The organism is Xenorhabdus bovienii (assembly GCF_024721015.1).
Taxonomy (GTDB): domain Bacteria; phylum Pseudomonadota; class Gammaproteobacteria; order Enterobacterales; family Enterobacteriaceae; genus Xenorhabdus; species Xenorhabdus bovienii.
In genome coordinates, this window is sequence record NZ_JANAIF010000022.1 from 36,465 (window position 1) to 61,492 (window position 25,028).

At 47.4% G+C, this 25,028-nt stretch carries 20 protein-coding genes, 1 tRNA gene and 2 pseudogenes; 13 read left to right on the forward strand and 10 right to left on the reverse strand.

Annotated elements, in window-relative coordinates; translation table 11 throughout:
* Nucleotides 1–110 precede the first annotated feature (110 nt).
* Complete coding sequence (gene gltS, locus NXS07_RS08010) at nucleotides 111–1,325, forward strand: sodium/glutamate symporter (protein WP_258086516.1); 1,215 nt, start codon at nucleotides 111–113, stop codon at nucleotides 1,323–1,325.
* Nucleotides 1,326–1,447: 122 nt separating this feature from the next.
* On the opposite strand, the gene recG is transcribed toward gltS, so the two are convergent.
* The 5 genes and pseudogenes from recG to gmk form a co-directional block, all read right to left on the reverse strand.
* Nucleotides 1,448–3,529, reverse strand: coding sequence for an ATP-dependent DNA helicase RecG (recG, locus tag NXS07_RS08015; RefSeq protein WP_258086517.1), 2,082 nt, complete (start codon nucleotides 3,527–3,529; stop codon nucleotides 1,448–1,450).
* Between the two features lie 22 nt (nucleotides 3,530–3,551).
* Nucleotides 3,552–3,683, reverse strand: a pseudogene (locus NXS07_RS08020) (tRNA (guanosine(18)-2'-O)-methyltransferase TrmH); the annotation flags it as partial.
* A 25-nt stretch (nucleotides 3,684–3,708) separates the two neighbouring features.
* Nucleotides 3,709–5,817 carry a bifunctional GTP diphosphokinase/guanosine-3',5'-bis pyrophosphate 3'-pyrophosphohydrolase gene (spoT, locus tag NXS07_RS08025; RefSeq protein ID WP_238097644.1) on the reverse strand — a complete coding sequence of 703 codons (2,109 nt, stop codon included), beginning with the start codon at nucleotides 5,815–5,817 and terminating at the stop codon, nucleotides 3,709–3,711.
* A gap of 18 nt (nucleotides 5,818–5,835) precedes the next feature.
* Nucleotides 5,836–6,111, reverse strand: a complete 276-nt coding sequence (rpoZ, locus tag NXS07_RS08030) for a DNA-directed RNA polymerase subunit omega (RefSeq protein WP_038189891.1) — start codon at nucleotides 6,109–6,111, stop codon at nucleotides 5,836–5,838.
* Between the two features lie 54 nt (nucleotides 6,112–6,165).
* The gene (gmk, locus tag NXS07_RS08035) at nucleotides 6,166–6,789 is read right to left on the reverse strand and encodes a guanylate kinase (protein WP_038215366.1); all 624 of its coding nucleotides are present in this window, start codon (nucleotides 6,787–6,789) and stop codon (nucleotides 6,166–6,168) included.
* Between the two features lie 306 nt (nucleotides 6,790–7,095).
* On the opposite strand from gmk, the gene ligB reads away from it, so the two are divergent.
* Nucleotides 7,096–8,955: an NAD-dependent DNA ligase LigB gene (gene ligB, locus NXS07_RS08040; protein WP_258086518.1), complete on the forward strand. Its 1,860-nt coding sequence runs from the start codon at nucleotides 7,096–7,098 to the stop codon at nucleotides 8,953–8,955.
* Here the strand turns inward: ligB and NXS07_RS08045 are convergent.
* Entirely contained in the window at nucleotides 8,930–9,547 is a 618-nt protein-coding gene (locus NXS07_RS08045) for a trimeric intracellular cation channel family protein (RefSeq protein ID WP_038194748.1), read from the reverse strand. The genes ligB and NXS07_RS08045 overlap by 26 nt on opposite strands.
* Before the next feature lie 133 nt (nucleotides 9,548–9,680).
* On the opposite strand from NXS07_RS08045, the gene NXS07_RS08050 reads away from it, so the two are divergent.
* The gene (locus NXS07_RS08050) at nucleotides 9,681–10,982 is read left to right on the forward strand and encodes a YidR family protein (protein ID WP_258086519.1); all 1,302 of its coding nucleotides are present in this window, start codon (nucleotides 9,681–9,683) and stop codon (nucleotides 10,980–10,982) included.
* On the opposite strand, the gene NXS07_RS08055 is transcribed toward NXS07_RS08050, so the two are convergent.
* Nucleotides 10,983–11,330 (reverse strand): YceK/YidQ family lipoprotein, encoded by a 348-nt coding sequence (locus NXS07_RS08055; RefSeq protein ID WP_038189881.1) that lies wholly within the window; start codon nucleotides 11,328–11,330, stop codon nucleotides 10,983–10,985.
* Between the two features lie 345 nt (nucleotides 11,331–11,675).
* Between NXS07_RS08055 and NXS07_RS08060 the strand changes: the two are divergent.
* Nucleotides 11,676–11,762 (forward strand): annotated as a pseudogene (locus NXS07_RS08060) (hypothetical protein); the annotation flags it as partial.
* A 330-nt stretch (nucleotides 11,763–12,092) separates the two neighbouring features.
* Here the strand turns inward: NXS07_RS08060 and NXS07_RS08065 are convergent.
* Nucleotides 12,093–13,349, reverse strand: a complete 1,257-nt coding sequence (locus NXS07_RS08065) for a valine--pyruvate transaminase (RefSeq protein WP_258086520.1) — start codon at nucleotides 13,347–13,349, stop codon at nucleotides 12,093–12,095.
* A 188-nt stretch (nucleotides 13,350–13,537) separates the two neighbouring features.
* Nucleotides 13,538–14,116: a DNA-3-methyladenine glycosylase I gene (locus NXS07_RS08070; protein WP_038194745.1), complete on the reverse strand. Its 579-nt coding sequence runs from the start codon at nucleotides 14,114–14,116 to the stop codon at nucleotides 13,538–13,540.
* A gap of 213 nt (nucleotides 14,117–14,329) precedes the next feature.
* Between NXS07_RS08070 and glyQ the strand changes: the two genes are divergently transcribed.
* The 3 genes from glyQ to NXS07_RS08085 all read left to right on the forward strand — a co-directional run bounded on the left by glyQ (nucleotide 14,330) and on the right by NXS07_RS08085 (nucleotide 17,593).
* Nucleotides 14,330–15,238, forward strand: a complete 909-nt coding sequence (gene glyQ / locus NXS07_RS08075) for a glycine--tRNA ligase subunit alpha (RefSeq protein ID WP_038206845.1) — start codon at nucleotides 14,330–14,332, stop codon at nucleotides 15,236–15,238.
* Nucleotides 15,239–15,247: 9 nt separating this feature from the next.
* On the forward strand, nucleotides 15,248–17,317 hold the full coding sequence (gene glyS / locus NXS07_RS08080) for a glycine--tRNA ligase subunit beta (protein WP_258086521.1): 2,070 nt from the start codon (nucleotides 15,248–15,250) through the stop codon (nucleotides 17,315–17,317).
* A gap of 199 nt (nucleotides 17,318–17,516) precedes the next feature.
* Nucleotides 17,517–17,593: transfer RNA gene (locus tag NXS07_RS08085), tRNA-Pro, on the forward strand.
* Between the two features lie 81 nt (nucleotides 17,594–17,674).
* Here the strand turns inward: NXS07_RS08085 and NXS07_RS08090 are convergent.
* Nucleotides 17,675–17,818, reverse strand: coding sequence for a hypothetical protein (locus NXS07_RS08090; protein ID WP_155271391.1), 144 nt, complete (start codon nucleotides 17,816–17,818; stop codon nucleotides 17,675–17,677).
* Between the two features lie 455 nt (nucleotides 17,819–18,273).
* Between NXS07_RS08090 and dppA the strand changes: the two genes are divergently transcribed.
* From dppA to NXS07_RS08120, 6 genes are all read left to right on the forward strand, one after another.
* Nucleotides 18,274–19,884, forward strand: coding sequence for a dipeptide ABC transporter periplasmic-binding protein DppA (gene dppA / locus NXS07_RS08095; RefSeq protein ID WP_038191565.1), 1,611 nt, complete (start codon nucleotides 18,274–18,276; stop codon nucleotides 19,882–19,884).
* A gap of 143 nt (nucleotides 19,885–20,027) precedes the next feature.
* On the forward strand, nucleotides 20,028–21,047 hold the full coding sequence (gene dppB, locus NXS07_RS08100) for a dipeptide ABC transporter permease DppB (protein ID WP_038215384.1): 1,020 nt from the start codon (nucleotides 20,028–20,030) through the stop codon (nucleotides 21,045–21,047).
* Nucleotides 21,048–21,057: 10 nt separating this feature from the next.
* The gene (gene dppC, locus NXS07_RS08105; RefSeq protein ID WP_258086522.1) at nucleotides 21,058–21,960 is read left to right on the forward strand and encodes a dipeptide ABC transporter permease DppC; all 903 of its coding nucleotides are present in this window, start codon (nucleotides 21,058–21,060) and stop codon (nucleotides 21,958–21,960) included.
* Between the two features lie 10 nt (nucleotides 21,961–21,970).
* Nucleotides 21,971–22,951 carry a dipeptide ABC transporter ATP-binding protein gene (gene dppD / locus NXS07_RS08110; RefSeq protein WP_038225286.1) on the forward strand — a complete coding sequence of 327 codons (981 nt, stop codon included), beginning with the start codon at nucleotides 21,971–21,973 and terminating at the stop codon, nucleotides 22,949–22,951.
* Nucleotides 22,948–23,979, forward strand: coding sequence for a dipeptide ABC transporter ATP-binding subunit DppF (gene dppF / locus NXS07_RS08115; RefSeq protein WP_038191570.1), 1,032 nt, complete (start codon nucleotides 22,948–22,950; stop codon nucleotides 23,977–23,979). The genes dppD and dppF overlap by 4 nt, the downstream gene beginning before the upstream one ends.
* A 193-nt stretch (nucleotides 23,980–24,172) precedes the next feature.
* Nucleotides 24,173–24,880: a HAMP domain-containing protein gene (locus NXS07_RS08120; RefSeq protein WP_038191572.1), complete on the forward strand. Its 708-nt coding sequence runs from the start codon at nucleotides 24,173–24,175 to the stop codon at nucleotides 24,878–24,880.
* Nucleotides 24,881–25,028: the final 148 nt, after the last annotated feature.

The window sequence follows — 25,028 nt, forward strand, 5'->3', positions numbered from 1 at the left end:
ATCAGTAATTTTTTTTCTAATCCACCCCTTAGCTGCTCTTGGCGTTTTTATAGGATGATTATAACGTCGCATTAAATTCACATAACTTTAACAATAGATGGGGTACATAGATGTATCAGCTGGATATTTATGGCACGCTCGTTGCGGCTACGCTGGTTTTGCTACTAGGAAGAAAACTCGTACAATCAATTCCATTCCTTGAGAAATATACCATCCCTGAACCGGTTGCAGGCGGGCTATTGGTCGCTGTCGTTTTGCTGGCCGTTAAGCAATCCACGGGTTGGGAAATGAGTTTCGATTTATCTCTCAAAGACCCCCTCATGTTGATGTTCTTTGCCACCATCGGCTTGAACGCGAACCTTGCTAGCCTGAAAGCAGGCGGAAAATTTCTGGTACTTTTTGTCTTTGTCGTGATTGGGTTGCTGCTGGTGCAGAACACAGTGGGTATTGCACTGGCGAAAATGCTTGGACTTGACCCATTAATGGGATTATTGGCTGGTTCCATTACACTTTCAGGCGGACACGGCACCGGAGCTGCCTGGGGTAAAGTATTCTCCGAACGCTATGGTTTTGATAATGCGACCGAAGTAGCAATGGCCTGTGCGACATTCGGTTTAATATTGGGTGGTTTGATTGGTGGCCCTGTGGCTCGTTTGCTGGTGAAAAATACCAAAGCGCCGGGCTTGGGGGCAGATGATGCCGAAATTCCTACTGCGTTTGAGAAACCTTATACTGGCCGCATGATTACACCATTGGTTATGCTGGAAACCATCGCCTTAATCTCTATCTGTTTGTTGGCAGGGAGTTATATTGAGAAACAGCTAGAGCATACGATGTTTGAATTGCCCACATTTGTATGCGTATTGTTTGTTGGGGTAATCCTGAGTAATGGCCTATCGCTGCTTGGCTTTTATCGAGTATTTGACCGAGCGGTATCGGTACTGGGCAACGTCAGCCTGTCATTGTTCTTGGCTATGGCGTTGATGAGTCTGAAACTGTGGCAGTTGGCTTCACTTGCATTGCCAATGCTGGTGATCCTCGTGGTGCAATCGATAGTGATGGCATTGTATGCGATTTTCGTGACTTACCGCGTGATGGGCAAAAATTACGATGCTTCTATTCTGTCGGCTGGTCACTGTGGTTTCGGTTTGGGAGCGACACCGACGGCTATCGCAAACATGCAGGCAATTACGGATCGATTTGGGCCATCACATATGGCATTCCTTCTTGTGCCAATGGTAGGTGCGTTCTTTATTGATATTGTTAACGCTGCCGTTATCAAAATTTATCTATTGTTACCGATATTCCCGTCTATAGCAGGTTAATTTGATTCGTTTTTAATCTTGCCAGATAACTTGGCTAAAAATGCCGCTGAAATATTCAGCGGCATTTTTTTGCTTACATTGCTGCGGGTACCTTGGTCTTGCTGGTGCCTTGGGTGTCGATATCAGGCATGACTATATTGTGAGCGATCAGGCAGCCAGCGCTCAATCAGTGCCTTTGCATGTTCCGGATAATGCTGATGGATATAATTGGAGATACGCTGAACTTCCGGTAGCATTCCCTGATCCCGCAGTAAATCGGCGATCCTGAATTCAGCATTGCCCGTTTGACGAGTGCCAAGCAATTCACCCGGCCCCCGGATTTCCAAATCTTTTTGGGCAATCACAAAACCATCGTTACTGTCGCGCAGAACTTGCAGGCGCATTCTCGCGGTGTTGGTCAGCGGGGTTTTATACAGCAGGACACAATGTGAAGCCACTGCTCCTCGACCCACTCGCCCACGAAGCTGGTGCAATTGAGCCAGCCCCAGCCGTTCAGGATTATCGATGATCATCAGGCTGGCATTGGGTACATCAACACCGACTTCAATGACTGTGGTGGCAACCAGTAGCTGCAACTCACCCTGTTTGAAGGCATCCATAATGGTCTGTTTTTCTGCGGGTTTCATTCTCCCGTGCACCAGACCGATTTTCAGATCTGGCAATATCAGAGCTAGTTCTTCGCTGGTGGCTTGAGCGGCCTGCGCTTCCAGAACTTCAGAATCCTCGATGAGAGTACATACCCAATAAGCCTGACGTCCTTCATCCAGACAGGCACTTTTGATGCGCTGGATAATTTCATTTCTGCGGGTATCTGGAATGGCAACAGTTGTTACTGGCGTTCTCCCCGGCGGCAGTTCATCGATGATCGAGGTATCCAGATCGGCATAAGCCGTCATTGCCAAGGTACGTGGAATCGGTGTGGCGGTCATGATTAACTGATGAGGGTGGAAGCCTTGTTCACGTCCCTTCTCCCATAATGCAAGGCGCTGGTGAACACCAAACCGGTGTTGTTCGTCGATGATAACCAGTGCCAGACCTGAGAATTTGACCTGCTCCTGAAACATCGCATGTGTACCGACCACCATACTTACTTGACCGTTTGCGATGGCTTCCTGCTGTGCCTGACGCGCTTTGCCCTTTTGTTTGCCAGCCAGCCAGCCCACTTGAATGCCAAGTGGTTCAAACCATTGACGGAAGGTATTGGCATGCTGTTCAGCAAGCAGTTCAGTGGGTGCCATTAATGCAACTTGCTTACCGTGAACGAGCGCCCGTAAAGCGGCCAGTGCAGCTACCAGTGTTTTGCCAGAACCGACATCCCCTTGTATCAAGCGCATCATCGGAACGTTTTTTTCCAAATCTTGCTCTATTTCTGCCACTACTCGTGCCTGTGCACCTGTCGGAACAAAGGGCAATTGGCTCAGAAGCTGCTGTTTTAAAGCATTATCTGCGGTGAGCGGCTGGGCATGAAAGCGTTGAGCACCGGCTCTGACCGCCAGCATACTTAAATGGTGCGCCAGCAACTCTTCCAGAATCAGCCGGCGTTGAGCTGGGTGTCGGTTATTATCCAAATCAGTCAGTGAAACATCCGGCGGGGGACGATGCAAAGTATGCAGTGCGTTAGGAAGGCTGATGATCTTGCGGCTAAACTCTTCCGGCAATAACTCGTTAATGACACAGGTATCAAGAAGTTCCAGCGCCTGCTCGATTAACTTACGCAGTGTTGTCTGACGCACTCCCTCTGTCGTGGGATAGATGGGAGTTAATGTATCCTGCAACTGAACGCGTTCAGCGTGTTGCTGGGTTTTATATTCGGGATGAATAATCTCAGGCCCCTGATTCCCGCGCCGGATTTCGCCATAGGCAATGACGTGCTTCCCTTCTGCTAAATTATTCTTCATGGCGGCGGTGAAATTGAAAAAGCGCAGGGTCAATACTCCGGTTCCATCACTGATTTGGCAGGTCATGATGCGACGACGCCCAAAAGTGACATGGGTACGCAAGACCTCACCCGTCACGGTGGCATAAACACCGGGCAGTAAGTCATTGATGGAATACAGACGGGTTTGATCCTCATAACGGAGAGGCAGATGTAACAGCAAGTCCTGTAGATTAACCAGCCCTAATTTGGCGAGCTTAGTGACCTGGCTGGCACCAACACCATGCAAGGTGGTTAAGGGGATAGCATCAAGTAGTCGGCCTTTCATGCGATTTCTCCGTCGGTGTGATTTATTTCCCTGTTGATGGTGCAGTCGTTGCCTGCATTGCTGCCCACCATGATTCACTTGCGATGATTTGCCCCTGCTGCTCAATCAGTGGCTGTTCCAGCCCCTTACAGCGTGAAACTGCCGCCAATACGGGATATCCCCCCTTCGAAAAGTAACCTTTAGTTTCGGTTACGGCTGACTCGCATCACATCTGGCATAACGCGTATCTTACGCATAATATTCGCCAACTGAATACGGTCTTGGGTCGTCAGCCTGATGAAAGCACAATAAACGCGACCATCTTTTTCCTCCGTATTCATGCTCTGAATGCTGGAGTTAGCATCGTTGATGGCCGCCGTCAGATTCGCCAGTGCGCCTTGATGGTTAAACATATCAACTTTAATTTCGGCGATAAAATCGCTGTTGACATCTTTATCCCATTCGACAGGCATGAATTTTTCCGGCTCTTTCTGGTATCCACGGATATTACGGCAGGATTCGTGGTGAATAACCAGACCTTTTCCCGGACTGATATGAGAAATGATCGGGTCTCCAGGAATTGGACGACAGCACTTTGCAAAGGTAATCAAAATGCCGTCAGCACCTTTGATGGGCAGTTTACGGGTGCTATTGCTGTTGTTTGGGATCTTTTCCGTTGCACCCAGCAGATTCCGTGCAACAACCACGCTCATAGCATTACCCAGTCCAATTTCAGCCAGCAAATCATCCAATGTGGCAAGTTTCATTCTTACCAGCTCTTTGGTGATACTTTCCTGAGGAATATCAGTAATTTTCTTTCCATTGCCAAGCGCATGATTGAGCAGACGACGCCCGAGTCCAATCGAATCATCCCGTTTAAGATTTTTCAATAGCTGGCGAATTTTGGCGCGAGCTTTGGAACTGACGACAAAGTTCAGCCATGCTGCATTCGGACGCGCACCTGGCGCCGTAATAATTTCGACGGTCTGCCCACTGCTAAGTGTTTGCGACAGTGGATAAGGCTGGCGATCAACACGTGCTCCAACGCAGGCATGGCCGATATCGGTATGGACGGCATAGGCGAAGTCAACCGGGCTTGCCCCCGCCGGTAATTCAACAATCCGCCCTTCTGGCGTAAAAACGTAAATCTCATCGGGAAATAAATCAGATTTAACGCTTTCAATAAATTCAAAAGAACTTCCCGCACTTTGCTGAAGCTCCAGCAGGCTCTGCATCCAGCGTTGGGCGCGAATTTGAGCTGTAGTGCCTGATTCTCCTTGCACTTTATATGCCCAGTGTGCCGCAACCCCCATTTCTGCCATCTGATCCATATCTTCAGTACGGATCTGGACTTCAACAGGGACGCCATGTGGGCCGATAAGAGAGGTATGCAGGGATTGGTAGCCGTTGGCTTTGGGGATGGCAATATAATCTTTCACTCTGCCGGGTCGAGGCTTATACAGGCTGTGCATTTGCCCCAGTACACGATAGCAGGTATCAAGGTTGTTGATGATGACGCGAAAGGCGTAAATATCCATGATGGAGTGAAAACGCTGTTCTTTCAGGTGCATCTTGCGATAAATAGAGTAGAGGTGTTTTTCCCGTCCACTAACGGTGCATTGGATGCCAGCGTCCGTTAATCTGCCTTCAATTTCCGACAGAATTTTCTGGATCATCTCCTTGCGATTGCCGCGAGCAGCTTTAACAACCTCTTTAATCACACGGTAACGGTTAGGGTGCAGTGCTTCAAACCCAAGCTCCTCCAGCTCCGTTTTCAGGTGATGAATACCCAGACGGTGAGCCAGTGGGCTGTAGATTTCCAGCGTTTCCCTGGCGATGCGCCGCCGTTTGTCAGGGCGCAGGGAGCCAAGGGTTCGCATATTGTGTGTACGGTCTGCCAGTTTGATCAGAATGACGCGGATGTCCTGCACCATTGCCATGATCATTTTGCGGAAGTTTTCAGCTTGTGCTTCCTTCTTGTTACGGAAGTTCAGCTTATCCAGTTTGGAGACACCTTCCACCAACCCGGCGACAGCCGTGCCGAATAGCTGTTCGATATCCTGAAATGTCGCTGGCGTATCTTCAATCACATCATGCAGAAGTGCCGCCATGAGTGTCTCATGGTCAAGACGCATTTCGGCCAGAATACAGGAAACAGCGACAGGGTGAGTAATATATGGCTCACCACTGGAGCGGGTTTGCCCTTCGTGGGCATCCCGCGCAACAACATAGGCCTGTTTCAGTAGAACTATCTGATCTTCAGGCAAATATTTGAGAACAAGCTGATTCAGGCTTTCAAACAGGTACAAGGCAGACCTACCGTAAAATTAGCGACGACCTTCAGCGATGACAGAAACCGCTTTAATTTCTGCGGCATCTTGTTCTTGTTGCTCCTGACGCTCACGAACATCAAGAATTTTATTGTTGATGAGGCCTTGTTCGATTTCACGCAGAGCGATAACAGTCATCTTATCGTTTTCTTCTGCTACGAGAGGATCTTTACCGCCTGATTGCAATTGGCGTGCTCGGCGAGCAGCGACCAACACTAGGTCAAAACGGTTACCAATTTTTTCTACTGCGTCTTGAACAGTTACGCGTGCCATATGTGTGCTACTCCACAGATAAATAAATGACTGGGCATAATACTGAAACTTGGTTCAGCCTGCCAATAATTTGCTGATTAAGGCATCATGCCGTTGAGCCTGACGATCTAATCGTATACGCTCTGAACGAATAATAGATTGTAAATCGGCTAGTGCCGTATTGAAATCATCATTGATAATGACGTAATCATATTCGCCGTAATGTTCCATCTCCGCGACCGCCTGAGACATTCGTTTGTCAATGACTTCATCGCTGTCTTGACCGCGACCACGCAGGCGACGGAGCAATTCTTCCTTCGATGGCGGAAGAATAAAAATGCTACGGGCTGCCGGCATTTTCTGCCGGACTTGCTGCGCTCCCTGCCAGTCAATATCAAGAAAAACGTCAACGCCACTGGCTAGTGTATCTTCGATAATTTTGAGGGATGTGCCGTAATAGTTACCAAAAACACAAGCATATTCCAAAAATTCATCATGGCTGATCATATTCTGGAATTCATCAACAGTGACGAAAAAATAATGCTCACCATGATTTTCGCCAGAACGCGTTGGGCGCGTTGTATGTGAAACAGAAACCTGAGTGTCATACAAAGGCTGAGTTTTTAATAAAGCCTGAATAAGGCTTGATTTGCCTGCTCCACTCGGCGCAGAAACAATATATAACGTTCCTTGGTTCATGATGATTTCTTGACTGATTGGGTATTAATAAATGCAAGCGCAGGAATATAAAATCCCACATAGTATACACGGATACGTCAACCCATGCAGCGTTACAATACATGCCAACGGACATTTCAACAAAATTTTTTCTTAACTCACTGACATTAATGAATCATTTTGCGAAACAATTTCAGGAAAAATAAATGGTTGCAGAAAATGATTATGTATTTTTCGAAGCGTTTCGCAAATTAGCCTTTTCCTGCTTGGTAAAAGTTCCACGGCTTTTTATTCTTTGCTCGTGTTTAAGGGACGTGTGGAGCAGGGATGCTTAATTTTCTCATCATGATATTGGCGCTGTTGTTTGGAATACCTGTGGCATTGGCAGGAATGGCAGAGCAGGCACCAGCAAAATTTACTGAAAGCGCAGAAACCGGCAGTACAGGAAACATGGCGGATTGTCCTGTTTGGTCACAGGAGAAAATCCAACGTGAAATGCAGCACCTGACACGGCAGATGGCGGAGTGGGATCAGCTGTATCGTCAACAGGGCATCAGTGAAATCGATGATGAAATCTATGATCAACTATTGGAAACCCTGACACTTTGGCGAACTTGTTTACATCAGACGTCAGACAGCACGTTTTCTGTTGCTGTGCCACGGGAGGGGAAACATCCTCACCCTGTGCAGCATACCGGCTTAAACAAGCTGAAAGGGGTAAAGGAAATTCACCAGTGGCTACAGGGACGGTCGGCTGTTTGGCTGCAACCCAAAGTGGATGGTGTTGCGGTTACGTTGGTCTATGAGAAAGGCCGACTGGCGGGGTTAATCAGTCGCGGCAATGGTTCGGAAGGAACGAACTGGATGGACAAAAGTCCATTTATTACCCGCATTCCCAAACAGATAAAAAATGCACCGGAGCGCTTGGTGTTACAAGGTGAGTTGTTCTGGCAGCAGGATAGTCACCGCCAATCTATTGTCGGTAGTCAAGGAGCGCGCAGCAAGGTCGCAGGGCTGATGATGCGTAAGTCATCTGCGCCAGAACTTGGTCAGATAGGGATATTTATCTGGGGCTGGCCAGATGGGCCAGATGAGATGGCGGTAAAGCTGGAGCGATTGGCATCAATGGGGTTTCCCACCGCACAGCAATATAGCCACCGAATTATCAGTGCGCAAGATGCTGAGAAAAGATGGAAATCCTATTTTATCCAGCCACTTCCTTTTGCTACGGATGGCGTTGTCTTAAGACAGGAAACTGAGCCCACTGGCCGGCAGTGGCGCGCAGGCTCAAACAGTTGGGCGGTTGCCTGGAAGTATCCATTGCAGCAGCAATTGACAACCGTGAGAGATGTCCATTTCAAGATAGGCCGGACAGGAAGGATCTCCGTTTTGCTGGAGCTGGAAAAAGTGAAGCTGGATGATAGGCAGGTTAGGCGGGTCAATCTCGGTTCCGTCAGACGCTGGAAACAGTGGAACGTTTATCCGGGAGATAAAGTTACGGTAGCGCTGGCGGGGCATGGCGTTCCGAAACTCGATAAAGTGGTATGGCGTATTGCTGAACGGCCTGATATTCAGCCACCGAATGCGCAGGACTTTCATTCGCTGAGTTGCCTTGTATCCCATGATAGTTGCCAGCAACAATTTATTGCCCGTCTGACATGGCTTGGGGAAAATCTGAAAATGAAAGGCGTTGGGCAAGGAACATGGGCAGCTTTGGTAAAATATGGGCTGGTGACACATTTAACGGATTGGCTGGCGCTGGATATTGTACAACTTACTGAAGTGCCAAACATAGGAACCAAACGTGCCGAGTTGATTTTTGCCCAATTCCAGCAGGCAAGATTACAGCCGCTTTCGTCATGGCGTGAAGCGATAGGGTTGCCTTATGCCAATCGATTTACGGATGAAATGGGCTGGCAATGGGATTTGCTGTTATCCGAAACAGGCATGAAGAATCCACTAACGGCAAAGCAAACCGCAAGAATTGCAGCCTTTTTGCAACATCCAGAGATTAAAGCGTTAGTTCATGTATTAACTGTACATAGAATTGGAGAAAAGCAGGGAAGTGAGGAGAATAAGGTTGGGGAGAAGAAAAAAACGGATCCGGTAAGTCATTCAGAAGCAAGGGAGCAAGAGCGTGCCCCCGATGCTCTTAATAATGTCAGTGATCAGAACCGTCATAATTGAAGATGGGTAAACCAAGACGATAACGGATAGCAATCAATCGAGCCGCCAGCCCTGCGATAAGCGTAATCAGGATCACGCTGTTCGGGTGCAATGGCGTGTGTAATAACCCGATATATAGCCAAGCGGCAGCGAAAGAAACACCCGCATAGATCTCTTTCTGGAATACCAGCGGGATAGTATTACAAAACATATCGCGCAGTACCCCGCCAAAAACCCCGGTAATCACGGCAGCAATGGCGGCGATGATCGGGCTGTGGTTCATATTCAGCGCAATTTGTGCACCAATAATGGAAAAGACAATCAGACCAATGGCATCGAGAATGAGAAATAAACGGCGCAGATGTTTCATCATGGGGGCAACCCAGATAGTGATCACCGCAGCGCAGGCAACGGTCACGATATAGGCTGGGTTTTCTACCCAGCCAAGTGGGTAATGACCCAGAATAATGTCACGGACGGAGCCACCACCAATGGCCGTCACGGAAGCAATAATGATAACGCCGAATACATCCATTTTCCGGCGACCTGCGGCTAAGGCGCCTGTCATGGCTTCAGCCGTGATACCAATGATATAAAGGACACTAAGTAGCATAAGTTTGATCAAATGGAATAACGTAGTAGTAAAGTGTAATGTTGGAATAATAACGTCTCGACTGAAATTTTTTAGCCACATTTACATAAGATTAGTTTTTATTATGCGAAACTCCGCAAAATAAGGTAGGAAAATGGTCTTTAAGGAACGCCAGATTACATTCGACAGCCGTAGCCATCAGATAACTAATATAAATATCTGGACTCCTGATAGCCAATGGCTGGTATACGACGTTCGCCCCAGTGGTGCGTCTTTTACGGGTCTCACGATAGAAAAAATTCATGTCGGCAGTGGGCAGGTAGAAGTGATTTATCAGGCGCAGGATGGAGCGCACGTTGGTGTAGTGACGGTAAATCTACAGGAGCCTGTTCGCTATGCGTTCATCCACGGTCCAGAAAAGCCAGATAGGCAGTGGCAGTATGATTTTCATCATCGCCGAGGTGTGATTGTCTCTGATACTCAGCCAAATGTAGCCGTCAACATTGATGCGCTGGATATTACTCCCCCTTATACACCCGGTGCTCTGCGCGGTGGTACGCATGTTCACGTTTTCAGCCCTGATGGTAACCGTTTGAGTTTTACTTATAACGACCATGTGATGCATGAACGAGATCTGGCGCTTGATTTGCGCAATGTTGCCGTGGCTATCCCTCTGAGAGCAGTCATTCCACCGAAAAAACATCCCAGAGAATATGATGGCAGTTATTTTTCGGTTGTTGTCAGCCGCACGACAGCGCAGCCACGTTCTGGCAGTGATGAGATCAATCGGGCTTATGAAGAAGGCTGGATTGGGCAACAGGGATATCTCAAAGAAAATGGTCAGTGGCAGCGTTGGGCACTGGCTTTTATTGGTGATACCCGTGCTGAGAATGGCGAAAAGATACCAGAAATTTATCTCGTTGATTTACCGGAGAACAATGAGGATTATGCCATTGAGGGCAAACAGCCTTTGGCAGGAACAGAAACAACACTGCCAGCACCACCAGCAGGTGTGAAACAGCGCCGTTTAACTTTTACCCATCAAAATCGCTGGCCGGGGGTGGTAAATGTTCCCCGACACTGGCTGAGAACATCACCGGATGGCAGCAAAATCGGATTTTTGATGAAAGACGAAACGGGTATCGTTCAGTTATGGTACATCTCGCCAAATGGTGGAGTGCCAATGCAACTGACTCACAGTGCATATCACATACAGTCGGCATTTAACTGGGACAGCGGTGGTCGGTTCATCGCCTTTGTTTGTGACAATAGTATTATGCTCTGTAATAGCCAAAATGGCGAAATGCATCGGCTGACAGCACGTACTGATGATGCACCTTCTGCGGATGCGATTGTGATATCACCGGATGACCGATATGTTGCTTTCATGCGTGATATTGATGGTTATCGGCAAGTTTTGATTGTCGAAACCGGCATCGCTGGTGTGGGGGAATAGTTATGTTTCAGCGTTCGTATTTTCTGGGGCTGTTGCTGTGGCAGTTGAGCGTTGCTCCAGTTTTTCAAGGCGATGCTTAGGTGAGTGTTCAGCTTGGTCTTTGCTGGAACGGGTATAATCATAGGGGAACAGGAGCGTATCCAGAAAGGCAGAGAACGGGAGATCCACGGCGAGCAAAGGTTTCATGACCCACCCGGTACTGTCATCTTTCAGCATGCCAATGCTGGCTTTTGCTCCAGAGTAATAACCTTGATAAGGCCCGCTGTGGGTCATTATGCTGGAGCAGCCAGTGACAAGTGACCATCCCAGTGTGGTACACAATAATAGAAGCACTTTATGGTTTTTCATCGTTTCCATGATCTCAGTGAGTTAATTTGCCGATGCTCAGATGCTTTATGTGCGCTTTAACATTGCTTTTTCCAAAGCATGAAAATAAACCTTGCATATTATTCACTATAGTCAGGTAATACTCAGTTTGCTATAGCATTTATCGTTAAATTTAACGATTTTTTGTGACGGAAATTTAAATTCCACTTTTATGTTTGTTTAAATGTAAACATAAAGGCAAATTATTGAATAATTTATTAACAATACGAATAAATTATTCAATTTAATATCGATTTAAACTATTTATTTATATTTAATGAATGTTTGGCTAAACCAATTTTTTATTAAACAAATAAAGTCTTTTCCAAATCGTATGCGGCGGTTTATCCACTGGTGATGTTTTTGAGGATTATGTCACCTCAAATATTGGCGATTATTTTCTGGGCGATGTGATGTTTAAAAATGATTTTGAATAATTAAGGATATTTTCTTGATTCATTAAATGTGCTTTAGATCACACAATATGGCTCAATCGTCTCAATTTCACATAGTAAAGGCAATTTAAGGCAAAAAAATCCTTCTTATTCAAGTTATTAGATTCGGGTTTTTCTGATTAAATAGACTCAGTTCAGGGAAAGAGTATAAACAGGGATTGTTTTCCTTTCCTAATTGTGTGAAGAATTCTTTTTGGATTCTAATAACTACTGTCCTGTTCACAGGTAAAAGTCCTCGCTATCATCTTGCTCCCTCCCCCTAAATGAGGGAGCTTTTTTTGTGTCCAAATCAGCGGATCGCTTCTCTATGCGCGATCTCAATCTCTTCCGACAGAATGCGAATGCCTTCTTCGATCTTTTCCAAATCAGGTACATAGTTCATGCGCATACACTGATGAGCATGAGGCCAGTTGTGCTCCAGACCTGGGAAGAAAAAATGACCCGGCACCATTAACACTTTCCGTTTCTTCAAGCGCTGATAAAGCACTTCCGTGGTGATTGGCAGGTTTTTGAACCAGAGCCAGAGGAATATTGCCCCTTCCGGCTTATGGATAAGGCAGCGATCTTCTGACATATGGCGACGAATGATCTCAATCACGTTGTCTACCCGCGTTTTATAAAATGGCTGGATGACATTTTGAGATAGGCGGAATAGATCATTGCGTCTGATCATTTCCAACGCGATAGCGGGACCTACACCGCCCGGTGCGAGGCTAATAACACCATTCATATTACTGACAGCACTGATGATTTTCTCATTAGCGATGATAATCCCGCAGCGGGAACCCGGCAGGCCAAGTTTGGACAGGCTCATGCATAGGATAATATTGGGATTCCACAGTGGCGTCGCGTCATTGAAGATAATACCGGGGAACGGTACACCATAGGCATTGTCGATTAACAGTGGGATCTGATGTTGTTGAGCTAGCCCATCTAAGCGCAGCAACTCTTCGTCAGTAATGACATTACCGGTAGGGTTGGTTGGACGGGAGACGCAAATCAGGCTGATATCTTCGGAAATATTCAGGTGATCGAAATCGACCCGATACTTGAATTGGCCATTGGGCAGCAACTCAATATTCGGTTTATTGGCGACAAACAGCCCTTCATCCAGACCAGAATCGGAATAGCCGATGTATTCAGGTGCAAGAGGGAATAAAACTCGCTTCATCGAGCCATCTTCACTGCGGCCAGCCAGTAGATTGAACAGGTAGAAAAAGGCGCTTTGGCTGCCGTTGGTCAATGCGATATTTTGTGGATGGATCTCCCAACCGAGCTTTTCCTGTAACTCTTGGGCCAGTGCCGCTATCAGCGTATTTTTCCCTTGTGGCCCATCATAGTTGCACAGGGTTTCGCCCAACTGGCCGCTTGACACCAGATCAGCCAATATCTGCTGAAAATAATCATCCATTTCAGGAATATGGGCAGGATTGCCACCACCTAGCATGATGGCGCCAGGTGTTCTCAGGCCTTGGTTGAGATCATTCATCAGGCGGGTAATTCCTGAATCTTGTGTGAATTTGTTTCCGAATTGAGAAAATTTCATAACGGCGTTTGCGTCTGTTGTTTTATAGGAGAAAGGGACACCATACCCCGCCCCTTATTGGGGCGCAATGGGGTCAAGCCTGTTCTCTGTGTTGTTATATATTACATTATGATTATTCATTGAATTTAAAAACTGGGTCTTTTGAATTTCTCCAGCTTTATATTTTAAAGTGAATTTATCACCTGTTTTTATGCACTGATTTCAACTTTTCGGCACAGGCAACTTGTGAGGTGATCATTAACTAAACCCGCCGCTTGCATAAACGCATAGCAGGTTGTGCTGCCAATAAATTTGAAGCCCCGTTTTTTCAGTGCATTTGACAGGTCATCAGAAATGGGGGTTCTGACAGGAACGTCTGTCCGTGATTTCCAGTGATTAATGAGTGGGGAATCATCAACAAAATGCCAGATAAATGAACTGAAATCCTCTCCTTGATCGGCCATTTTCAGGTAAGTGCGGGCATTGTGGATAATGGCATTGATTTTGGCACGATTGCGCACAATAGCCGGATCTTTGAGCAGTTGTTCGACATCGTTTTCATCCATGCTGGCGATTTTGACCGGATCAAATTGATGGAAGCATTTCCGGTAGCCCTGCCGTTTTTTTAGGATCGTCAGCCATGATAACCCCGCTTGCTGCCCTTCAAGGCAGAGCAGTTCAAAGAGCTGCTGGCTATTCTTCAGTGGCTTGCCCCACTCATTATCGTGATAGGCAAGATAATCTGGATCGGCGGTGACCCAAGCACAGCGAATACTTTCCTTGTTGATGAATTCCATATCTTTACTCCCACAGGCGATGGTGAATAATTAAACTTATATTAACTGTATAAATATACAAGTAAAGAGGCTCGGATAAGATTTTTTTATACTGCAGCAAAATTGGCGGGTGATCAGTGCTGTATATCTTACGGTCAAAGGGTATACTGACCGCTTTCGTTTAAATTCATATGTATCGCGTGATGTATCGCGTGTGGATTCAACATGCAAAAGTTTGATACCAAAACCTTTCAGGGGCTCATCCTGACATTGCAGGATTACTGGGCGCGTCAAGGCTGCACCATTATCCAACCACTGGATATGGAAGTCGGCGCAGGAACTTCTCACCCTATGACCTGCCTGCGCGCTTTAGGGCCAGAACCCATTGCGGCAGCTTATGTGCAACCTTCCCGTCGTCCAACTGACGGTCGTTACGGCGAAAACCCGAATCGCCTTCAGCACTATTACCAGTTTCAGGTCATCATCAAGCCATCTCCAGACAATATTCAGGAGCTTTATCTCGGTTCATTGAAAGCGTTGGGACTCGATCCTACCGTCCACGATATCCGTTTTGTTGAAGACAACTGGGAAAACCCAACGCTGGGCGCATGGGGGCTGGGTTGGGAAGTTTGGCTGAACGGTATGGAAGTGACTCAGTTCACTTACTTCCAGCAAGTCGGTGGTCTTGAGTGCAAACCAGTTACTGGTGAAGTTACTTACGGTCTGGAACGTCTCGCGATGTATATTCAGGGCGTGGACAGCGTTTACGATCTGGTGTGGAGCGATGGCCCACTGGGTAAAACGACTTATGGCGATATTTATCACCAGAATGAAGTTGAACAGTCTACCTATAATTTTGAACACGCTGATGTGGATTTCCTGTTCACCTGTTTTGAACAGTATGAAAAAGAAGCACAGGAGCTGTTGGCGCTGGAAGCACCACTGCCACTGCCAGCTTATGAGCGTATTTTGAAAGCTGGCCATACCTTCAACTTGCTGGATGCTCGTAAAGCGATCTCTGTGACTGAACGTCAGCGCTATATTCTGCGTATCCGTACCCTGACCAAATCGGTTGCTGAAGCCTATTATGCCTCCCGCGAGGCGCTTGGCTTCCCTATGTGTAAGAAGAATTGAGAGGCCATCATGATTCAACAGACTTTCCTTGTGGAAATCGGCACAGAAGAATTGCCACCAAAGGCGCTGCGTTCGCTAGCTGAATCCTTTGCGGCCAATTTTGAAACAGAACTGAAAAACGCCAATCTGGGTCATGGTGAAATTAGCTGGTTTGCAGCCCCTCGTCGTCTGGCACTGAAAGTGGCAAATCTGGCTGTGGCACAGGCTGATCGTGAAGTGGAAAAACGTGGCCCGGCTATTGCTCAGGCATTTGATACGGAAGGCAAGCCAACCAAAGCCGCGGAAGGCTGGGCGCGTGGCTGTGGTATCACGGTTGATCAAGCCGAGCGCATGGTAACGGATAAAGGCGAATGGCTGCTTTATCGCGCGCAGGTTAAAGGCCGTGAAGCGAAAGAACTTCTGGCGGATATGGTGAGCAGTTCGCTGGGCAAGCTGCCTATCCCTAAACTGATGCGCTGGGGCGATAAAGAAACTCAGTTTGTCCGCCCTGTGCATACGGTCACGATGCTGCTGGGCAGTGACGTGATTGAGGGGGAAATTCTGGGCATCAAATCTGATCGCATTATCCGTGGTCATCGCTTTATGGGCGAGGCGGAGTTTGCGATTGATAATGCAGAGCAGTACCCGGCGATTTTGCAGGAACGTGGTCGTGTCATTGCGGACTACTATGCACGTAAAGCGTTGATCAAGCGTGATGCAGAACAGGCAGCGATGCAGCTTGGCGGTGTGGCAGATCTGACAGACAGCCTGCTGGAAGAAGTGACTTCTCTGGTGGAATGGCCAGTGGTTCTGACAGCGAAATTCGAAGAGAAATTCCTTGAAGTGCCTGCCGAAGCGCTGGTTTACACCATGAAAGGCGATCAGAAATATTTCCCGGTTTACGATAAATCCGGCAAATTGATGGCGAATTTTATTTTTGTTGCCAATATTGAATCGTCTGATCCACAGCAAATCATTTCGGGTAACGAAAAAGTAGTGCGCCCACGGCTGGCAGATGCGGAATTCTTCTTTAAGACTGACCGCAAACAGCGTTTGGAAGACAATCTGCTGCGTCTGGAAACGGTACTGTTCCAGAAGCAGCTGGGTACACTGCGTGACAAAACGGATCGTATTCAGGCTCTGGCTGGCTGGATTGCCGAAAAAATCGGTGCAGATGTCACTCATGCGACCCGCGCGGGCTTGCTGTCCAAATGTGACCTGATGACCAACATGGTATTTGAGTTCACGGACACTCAGGGCGTGATGGGAATGCACTACGCTCGCCATGATGGTGAAGCGGAAGATGTGGCTCTGGCACTGAATGAACAGTATCAGCCGCGCTTCTCTGGCGATGAGTTGCCATCCACAGCCGTTTCCTGTGCTGTGGCGATTGCCGATAAAATGGATACCCTTGCTGGTATCTTCGGTATTGGCCAACATCCGAAAGGGGATAAAGACCCGTTTGCGCTGCGTCGTGCGGCACTGGGTGTTCTGCGTATTCTCGTTGAGAAAAAATTGCCGCTTGATCTCCAGACCTTGGCAGAAGAAGCCGTGCGTTTGTATGGTGACAAACTGACCAATGAGAACGTGGTGGATGATGTGGTTGAGTTCATGCTCGGCCGTTTCCGCACTTGGTATCAGGAGCAGGGTTACAGCGTTGATGCTATTCAGGCAGTGCTGGCGCGTCGTCCGACTCAACCGGCAGATTTTGATGCCCGAATGAAAGCGGTAACGCATTTCCGCACACTGGATGAAGCGGTTTCACTGGCAGCCGCTAATAAGCGCGTTTCCAACATTCTGGCGAAGTCAGAAGAGAAGCTGAATGACAGTGTTCTTGCTTCTGTATTGAAAGCCGCGGAAGAGATCCAACTGGCGACCCATCTTGTGGTGTTGAAAGATAAGCTGGCTCCTCTGTTTGCGGAAGGCAACTATCAGGACGCGCTGGTTGAACTGGCTTCTCTGCGTGAAGTGGTGGACGCGTTCTTCGACAACGTGATGGTGATGGATGAAGATCAACAAGTCAGAATTAATCGCCTGACACTGTTGAGTGAACTGCGCGAGTTGTTCTTGCGCGTGGCAGATATTTCATTGCTCCAGTAAATATTGCTGCATTGTTTGATTAAAAGCCTCGCCCGTTGTGGTGAGGCTTTTTTCTGCCTGTCGGTGTTTTTTATCGCCATTAAGTGTCACTGATGATATTTCATTGTGCGTGTTCTGGTTGGTTTATCATCAATTAAACACTTATCTTTAAAAAGATATTGACGGTTTACAGCGATGGCAGTAAGATGCGCTTCGTTTTCGGCGAGTAGCGCAGCTTGGTAGCGCAACTGGTTTGGGACCAGTGGGTCGGAGGTTCGAATCCTCTCTCGCCGACCAGCATTCAGAAACCCTGCTCTTTGAGCAGGGTTTTTTCGTATGTGCTAAATAAAAACTCGGCGTTAACTCACTCCTTGATCTCTATTCATTAAACATCGACGTTATATCACGGTCGGTTTGATAAAATTGTTCATCTATCTGGATTTTATCTCTGAAACCGCCGGCAATTCGCTCAGGAACTGAATCTCCCCGATTCGATAATTCATTATTTTTCTCTTTATTCATAAATTAACTTTACTCAATAAAGTATTGCTTTAATGAGTAACACGATTATTTTTATATTAATTGGCTAAATTTAAAACATTTCTTCTTTTCTACCCGTACCCGCATCTTATATTGCCCCGTCTTTTTTATAAGGCGGATTGTTCATTTTTTAAGTATTCAGTCACAAATTTCAAATTATCACCAATAGAAATTAATTCTTTATATATCCACTATTTTTAGTGATTTTATCTGTTTGATGTGCCGATTGTCATATTTTTACACCGTAAGTGTTAATTATTTTTTGATTTTATGTTTTTCTAATGTTGCTAGTGTTATATGTGATTATGTTGACGTCAGGCATAACAATTGGTTAATTGATAAACGAACAACAATAACGCAGGTCGGGACGGCATCATTTAGGTGGAAACGCTGGACTTGGCCAAGACACGATAAACATCACAAACGGAGTTTAAGTAATGACAATCTCCAGTAAGAAAAAGTTCAGTTTACTGAAACTGGGCATTGGCCTCGTTGCGTTAGCAGTAACAGCAAGTGTTCAGGCAAAGACACTGGTTTATTGCTCTGAGGGTTCTCCAGAAGGCTTCAATCCACAGTTATTCACTTCCGGCACAACTTATGATGCGACTTCCAGACAGATCTACAACCGTTTGGTGGATTTCAAGGCAGGTACGACAAATGTCATTCCCAGTTTGGCTGAGCGCTGGGATGTGAGTGATGATGGCAAAACCTATACTTTCTATTTGCGCAAGGGCGTGAAATGGCATAGCAATAAGGAATTCAAGCCAACTCGCGATTTCAACGCTGATGATGTGATTTTTACTTTTATGCGTCAGAAAGATAAAAATCATCCATACCACAAAGTTTCAGGTGGCAGCTACGAATACTTTATTGGCATGGATCTGGATAACATCATCAGCAAAATAGAAAAAGTTGATGATTACACCATCCGTTTTGTGTTATCCCGTCCTGAAGCGCCTTTCATTGCCGATCTTGCGATGGATTTTGCCTCGGTTCTGTCCAAAGAGTACGCTGATGTGATGATGAAGGCGGGGGCACCGGAGAAAGTTGACCTGAATCCGATTGGCACAGGCCCATTCCAATTGCAGCAATACCAGAAAGACTCCCGCATTCTCTATAAAGCATTCAAGGATTACTGGGAAGGCCCGGCGAAAATTGATCGCCTGGTGTTCTCCATTACGCCTGATGCCTCTGTACGTTATGCAAAATTGCAGAAAAACGAGTGTCAGGTCATGCCGTATCCAAATCCTGCCGACATTTCCCGTATGAAGCAGGACAAAAATATTGTTCTGAAGGAGCAGGCTGGCCTGAACGTGGGTTATCTCTCTTTCAACGTCGATAAAAAACCGATGGATAACCTTAAGGTTCGTCAGGCGCTGGCGATGGCGGTGAACAAAGATGCCATCATCGATGCGGTCTATCAGGGAGCTGGGCAGAAAGCGAAAAACCTGATCCCACCGACCATGTGGAGCTATGACGATGACATCAAGGATTATGCCTATGATCCCGCCAAGGCTAAGGAACTGCTGAAAGAAGCTGGCTTTCCGAATGGTTTTGAAACTGATCTGTGGGCAATGCCAGTGCAGCGTCCGTATAACCCGAATGCCCGTCGTATGGCCGAAATGATTCAGGCTGACTGGGCGAAAATTGGCATCAAAGCCAAGATCGTCAGTTATGAGTGGGGCGAATACCTGAAACGCGCCAAAGATGGTGAACCGCAGACGGTGATGATGGGATGGACGGGTGATAACGGTGATCCAGATAACTTTTTCGGCACTCTGTTTAGTTGTGCGGCCAAAGAGAAAGGTTCCAACTATTCGAAATGGTGTTACAAGCCATTTGAGGACGTTATCAAGCCAGCCCGTGAAACGGCTGACACGGCTAAACGTACAGCGCTTTACAAGCAGGCACAGGTTGTAATGCATGAGCAAGTACCCGCATTGATCATTGCCCACTCCACGGTTTATGAACCAATCCGTAAGGAAGTGAAAGGCTATTTGGTTGATCCACTTGGTAAACACATCTTTTACAACGTGACTCTCGACTAATCCTGCTCTTGATTTGTTGTGATTAACCATCCCCCAGATTTTTCTGTGGGGATGGTTTCGCTTCTTTGATGGGCAAGTTGACCCTTGTATTACACCAAACAGCCTGAGAGCTGTAACTGGTAATTAAAAAGAGAACTCAGGATATGCTGCAATTTATCCTCCGACGTTTGGGAATGGTAATCCCCACGTTTATTGGTATTACACTGCTGACTTTCGCTTTTGTACACATGATCCCCGGCGATCCGGTGCTGATTATGGCGGGAGAACGCGGTGTTTCTGCTGAGCGTCATGCCGAATTGATGGCTGCTATGGGGTTGGATAAACCTCTCTGGGAGCAATATCTTCATTATATTAATGGTATATTTCATGGTGATTTGGGGATCTCCCTGAAAAGCCGCATTCCTGTGTGGGACGAGTTTGTGCCCCGATTCAAAGCGACATTAGAGTTAGGGGTCTGCGCCATGTTACTTGCGATCTCTGTTGGTATTCCGGTTGGCGTACTGGCAGCGGTCAAGCGTGGATCTGTTTTTGATCATACGGCTGTCGGGATATCACTGACGGGCTATTCCATGCCGATTTTCTGGTGGGGGATCATGCTCATCATGCTGGTATCCGTTCAATGGAATTTGACTCCTGTTTCCGGCCGAATAAGCGACAGCGTATTTCTTGATGATAGTTACCCGCTGACGGGATTCATGCTGATTGATACTCTGTTCTGGGGTGAAGAGGGCAATTTTATCGATGCTGTAATGCATATGATCCTGCCTGCGGTTGTGCTGGGGACGATCCCACTGGCTGTGATTGTGCGCATGACCCGTTCCGCAATGCTGGAAGTGTTGGGGGAAGACTATATCCGTACCGCCCGCGCAAAAGGCTTGAGCCGTATGCGTGTCATTATTGTCCATGCTCTGCGTAATGCCTTGCTGCCAGTCGTCACTGTCATCGGCCTGCAAGTGGGGATCATGCTGGCAGGTGCCATTCTGACAGAAACCATTTTTTCATGGCCGGGGCTGGGACGCTGGTTGATCGATGCCCTTCAGCGTCGTGATTATCCGGTGGTGCAGGGGGGAGTATTGCTAGTGGCGACCATGATTATTCTGGTCAACCTTGTGGTTGATTTGCTGTATGGCATCGTCAACCCACGTATCCGTCATAAGAAATAAGGAGCACATGATGACTCAAACCACTGAGCCAGCGGTATCTGGTGCGCCGAAATTGATGACGCCGATACAGGAGTTTTGGCATTACTTTAAGCGTAACAAGGGTGCGGTCGTTGGCTTTGCCTATATTGTCCTGATGCTGCTGGTGGCGCTATTGGCGAATGTGTTGGCACCCCACAGCCCGGCAGAGCAGTTCCGTGACTCGCTGTTGGTTCCACCGATATGGCAGGACGGAGGAAGCTGGCAGTTTATCCTTGGTACTGACGATGTAGGGCGCGACATTTTATCCCGTCTGATGTATGGCGCACGCCTCTCTTTGCTGGTGGGTTGCCTGGTTGTGGTGATGTCGCTGGTGATGGGCATCATATTGGGGGTATTGGCAGGTTATTTCGGCGGTCTTGTCGATACGATCATCATGCGTATTGTCGATATCATGCTGGCATTGCCAAGCTTACTATTGGCATTGGTACTGGTTGCTATTTTTGGTCCGTCAATTGTCAATGCTTCACTGGCGCTGACTTTCGTCGCCTTGCCTCACTATATTCGTCTGACAAGGGCGGCGGTACTAGTTGAAGCGAACCGAGATTATGTAATGGCTTCACAAGTGGCTGGTGCAGGAGCCATACGTCAGATGTTCATCAATATCCTGCCAAACTGTCTTGCTCCCTTGATTGTGCAGGCATCATTGGGTTTTTCAAATGCCATTCTTGACATGGCTGCCTTGGGGTTTTTGGGCATGGGGGCGCAGCCACCCACACCAGAATGGGGAACCATGCTGGCCGATGTCTTGCAGTTTGCCCAGAGCGCGTGGTGGGTAGTGACCTTTCCGGGGCTGGCTATCCTGCTGACCGTATTGGCATTTAACCTGATGGGGGATGGGCTGCGTGACGCACTCGATCCTAAGCTCAAGCAGTAGGGGTATTGAAATGGCATTGTTGAATGTAGATCAATTATCGGTGCACTTCGGTGAAGAAGATGCGCTATTCCGCGCCGTTGACCGTATCAGCTACAGTGTTGAGCAGGGACAGGTTGTCGGGGTTGTTGGAGAATCCGGCTCAGGTAAGTCCGTCAGTTCATTGGCAATTATGGGGCTGGTTGATTATCCGGGCAGGGTCATGGCAGAAAAACTGGAATTCGATGGCCGTGATCTGACAAAAATTTCTGAGAAAGAGCGTCGCCAGTTGGTCGGTGCGGAAGTGGCCATGATCTTCCAAGATCCGATGACCAGCTTAAACCCGTGCTATACCGTGGGATTTCAGATTATAGAAGCGCTTAAAGTACATCAGGGGGGTAGCCGCAAAACCCGTTACCAGCGGGCGGTTGATTTGTTGACGCTGGTGGGTATTCCTGATCCGGCTTCCCGTCTGGATGTCTATCCACACCAATTGTCTGGTGGGATGAGCCAGCGCGTCATGATCGCTATGGCGATTGCCTGTCGTCCTAAGCTGCTGATTGCCGATGAACCTACGACGGCACTGGATGTGACCATTCAGGCACAAATCATCGAATTGCTGCTGGAGTTGCAACAGCAGGAAAACATGGCGCTGGTCTTGATCACGCATGACTTAGCGTTAGTGGCGGAAGCGGCTCATCATATCATCGTGATGTATGGCGGGCAGGTAGTGGAAGCGGGCAAGGCAACTGAAATCTTCCGTGCGCCCCGTCATCCTTATACACAGGCATTATTACAGGCACTGCCGGAATTTTCGACGGATAAATCCCGTCTGGCGTCGTTGCCCGGCGTGGTTCCGGGCAAATATGACCGTCCGACAGGGTGCCTGCTCAATCCCCGCTGTCCCTATGCGAATGAACATTGCCGTCAGGTAGAGCCAGCATTGAAAACGGTTGGGGAAAGTCAGGTTAAATGTCATATGCCGCTGGATGATGAGGGGAGGCCGACAGTATGAGTGAGCAAAACATTCGTAATCAAAACAGGCGTGAACAGGAAAAGGCCACTGTCCCTTTACTCAAAGCCACCGAGTTAAAGAAATATTATCCGGTGAAGACAGGGATGTTTGCGCCTGAGCGTATGGTTAAGGCGCTGGATGGTGTTTCATTTGAGCTGGAAAAAGGCAAGACGCTGGCGGTGGTAGGAGAATCTGGCTGTGGCAAATCCACACTTGGCCGCCTGCTGACCATGATTGAAAAACCGACGGAGGGTGAGCTTTATTATCAGGGACAGGATTTATTGGTGCCAGATAAACAGGCAGAAAAACTGCGGCGCCAGAAAATCCAGATCGTCTTCCAAAACCCTTATGCCTCTTTGAACCCGCGCAAAAAAGTGGGGCAGATACTGGAAGAACCGTTGCTGATCAACACGTCGCTCACCGCAGCGGAACGCAAGGAACAAGTGTTGCAGATGATGGAAAAAGTGGGATTAAAACCTGAATATTATCAGCGTTATCCGCACATGTTCTCCGGCGGCCAGCGTCAGCGCATTGCCATCGCCCGTGGATTGATGTTAAATCCGGATGTGTTGATTGCCGATGAACCGGTTTCTGCGCTGGATGTTTCGGTGCGGGCGCAGGTCTTGAACCTGATGATGGATTTACAGCAGGATCTGGGATTGTCTTATGTGTTTATTTCTCATGATCTCTCGGTGGTTGAACATATCGCTGATGAAGTCATGGTGATGTATTTGGGGCGTTGTGTTGAAAAAGGCAGTAAAGACCAGATTTTCAATAATCCTCGTCACCCTTATACACAGGCGTTGCTGTCTGCGACACCTCGCCTGAATCCGGCACTGCGTCGTGAGCGCATCAAGCTGACAGGGGAATTGCCAAGCCCGATGAATCCGCCTCCGGGTTGCGCCTTTGCCGCCCGTTGCCGTCGCGCATTTGGTCATTGTACGCAATTCCAGCCTAAGCTAAGGCAATATGACGAGCAATTGGTCGCCTGTTTTGCAGTTGAACAGGACGAAAATTCAGCCAGATAATCGTCTTTGACCGTGATATAACGTGGATATGATATGGATAATGCAAACGTTATTAAATATAAACGTCATGTTGCGGTCATTCTTCTGTTTTGAACTCATCAAAATAAGACGACCGCTAGAAAAATCAAGTATACTCAGTCACATTATTAAGGTGTGATAGCCCGTATTTTTTGCAGGTATTGGTTTGGATAAGATGAAATTGCGTGTCAAACGTTCATTAACCATTAAACAAATGGCCGCAGTGACAGGAGTCGCTTTGATAACTATTGCCATTTTCATTACTATCCAGTTATCACACCTGTTACAGCAGCGGAAAGATGATTATATCAGCCAGCTCAATAATGCGGCTGCACAGATTCAAGTTCCTCTGGCAGAAGCGCTGCTGAATTCAGATCTCAATAAAGCGAAAACGCTGTTGATTGGGTTAAAAACATCAGGCATGCTGGGGCGGGCTGATGTGGTATCACCGGATAATGCCCGGGTGATGAGCTTGGATTTCGCGACTTATCGCCCTATACCCGAATTGGCAAAGCAGGTTTTTGGTATTCCCGTTGAGGTACAGATCCCTTTGCATATCTATGGTATTACCTCGCAAACCGAAGCGTCACAGGGATACCTGATCTTGCAGGTCGATTCTAACCGAGTGTACCGATTTGCCTTGAATACACTTGCATTAATGTTGACCACCTATTTACTACTCGCACTTATTCTTACGGTGGCGATAAGCTGGTGCGTGAATCGCATTATCATCCATCCACTGCGCGATGTTGCGCGTGCACTGAATGAAGAACAGCCGACTGCGCCCATACCTTGTCCCAAAAACCATCAGGATGATGAATTAGGGTTACTGGTTAAAGGCTATAATCGTCAGATTGATAAGCAGAAACTGCGATTAAAATGAAGCCTTGTTGATTAGGGCGTGTTGACGTTTTGTGAAGGTAATCTGAACAGCATGATGATTTGGTATAATCCATTTCGCCAAAAACTCATTAAGCCTCATCATCATGCTACGAACTAGGTTAACAGATCCCGTCTGGGATAAGCTATCT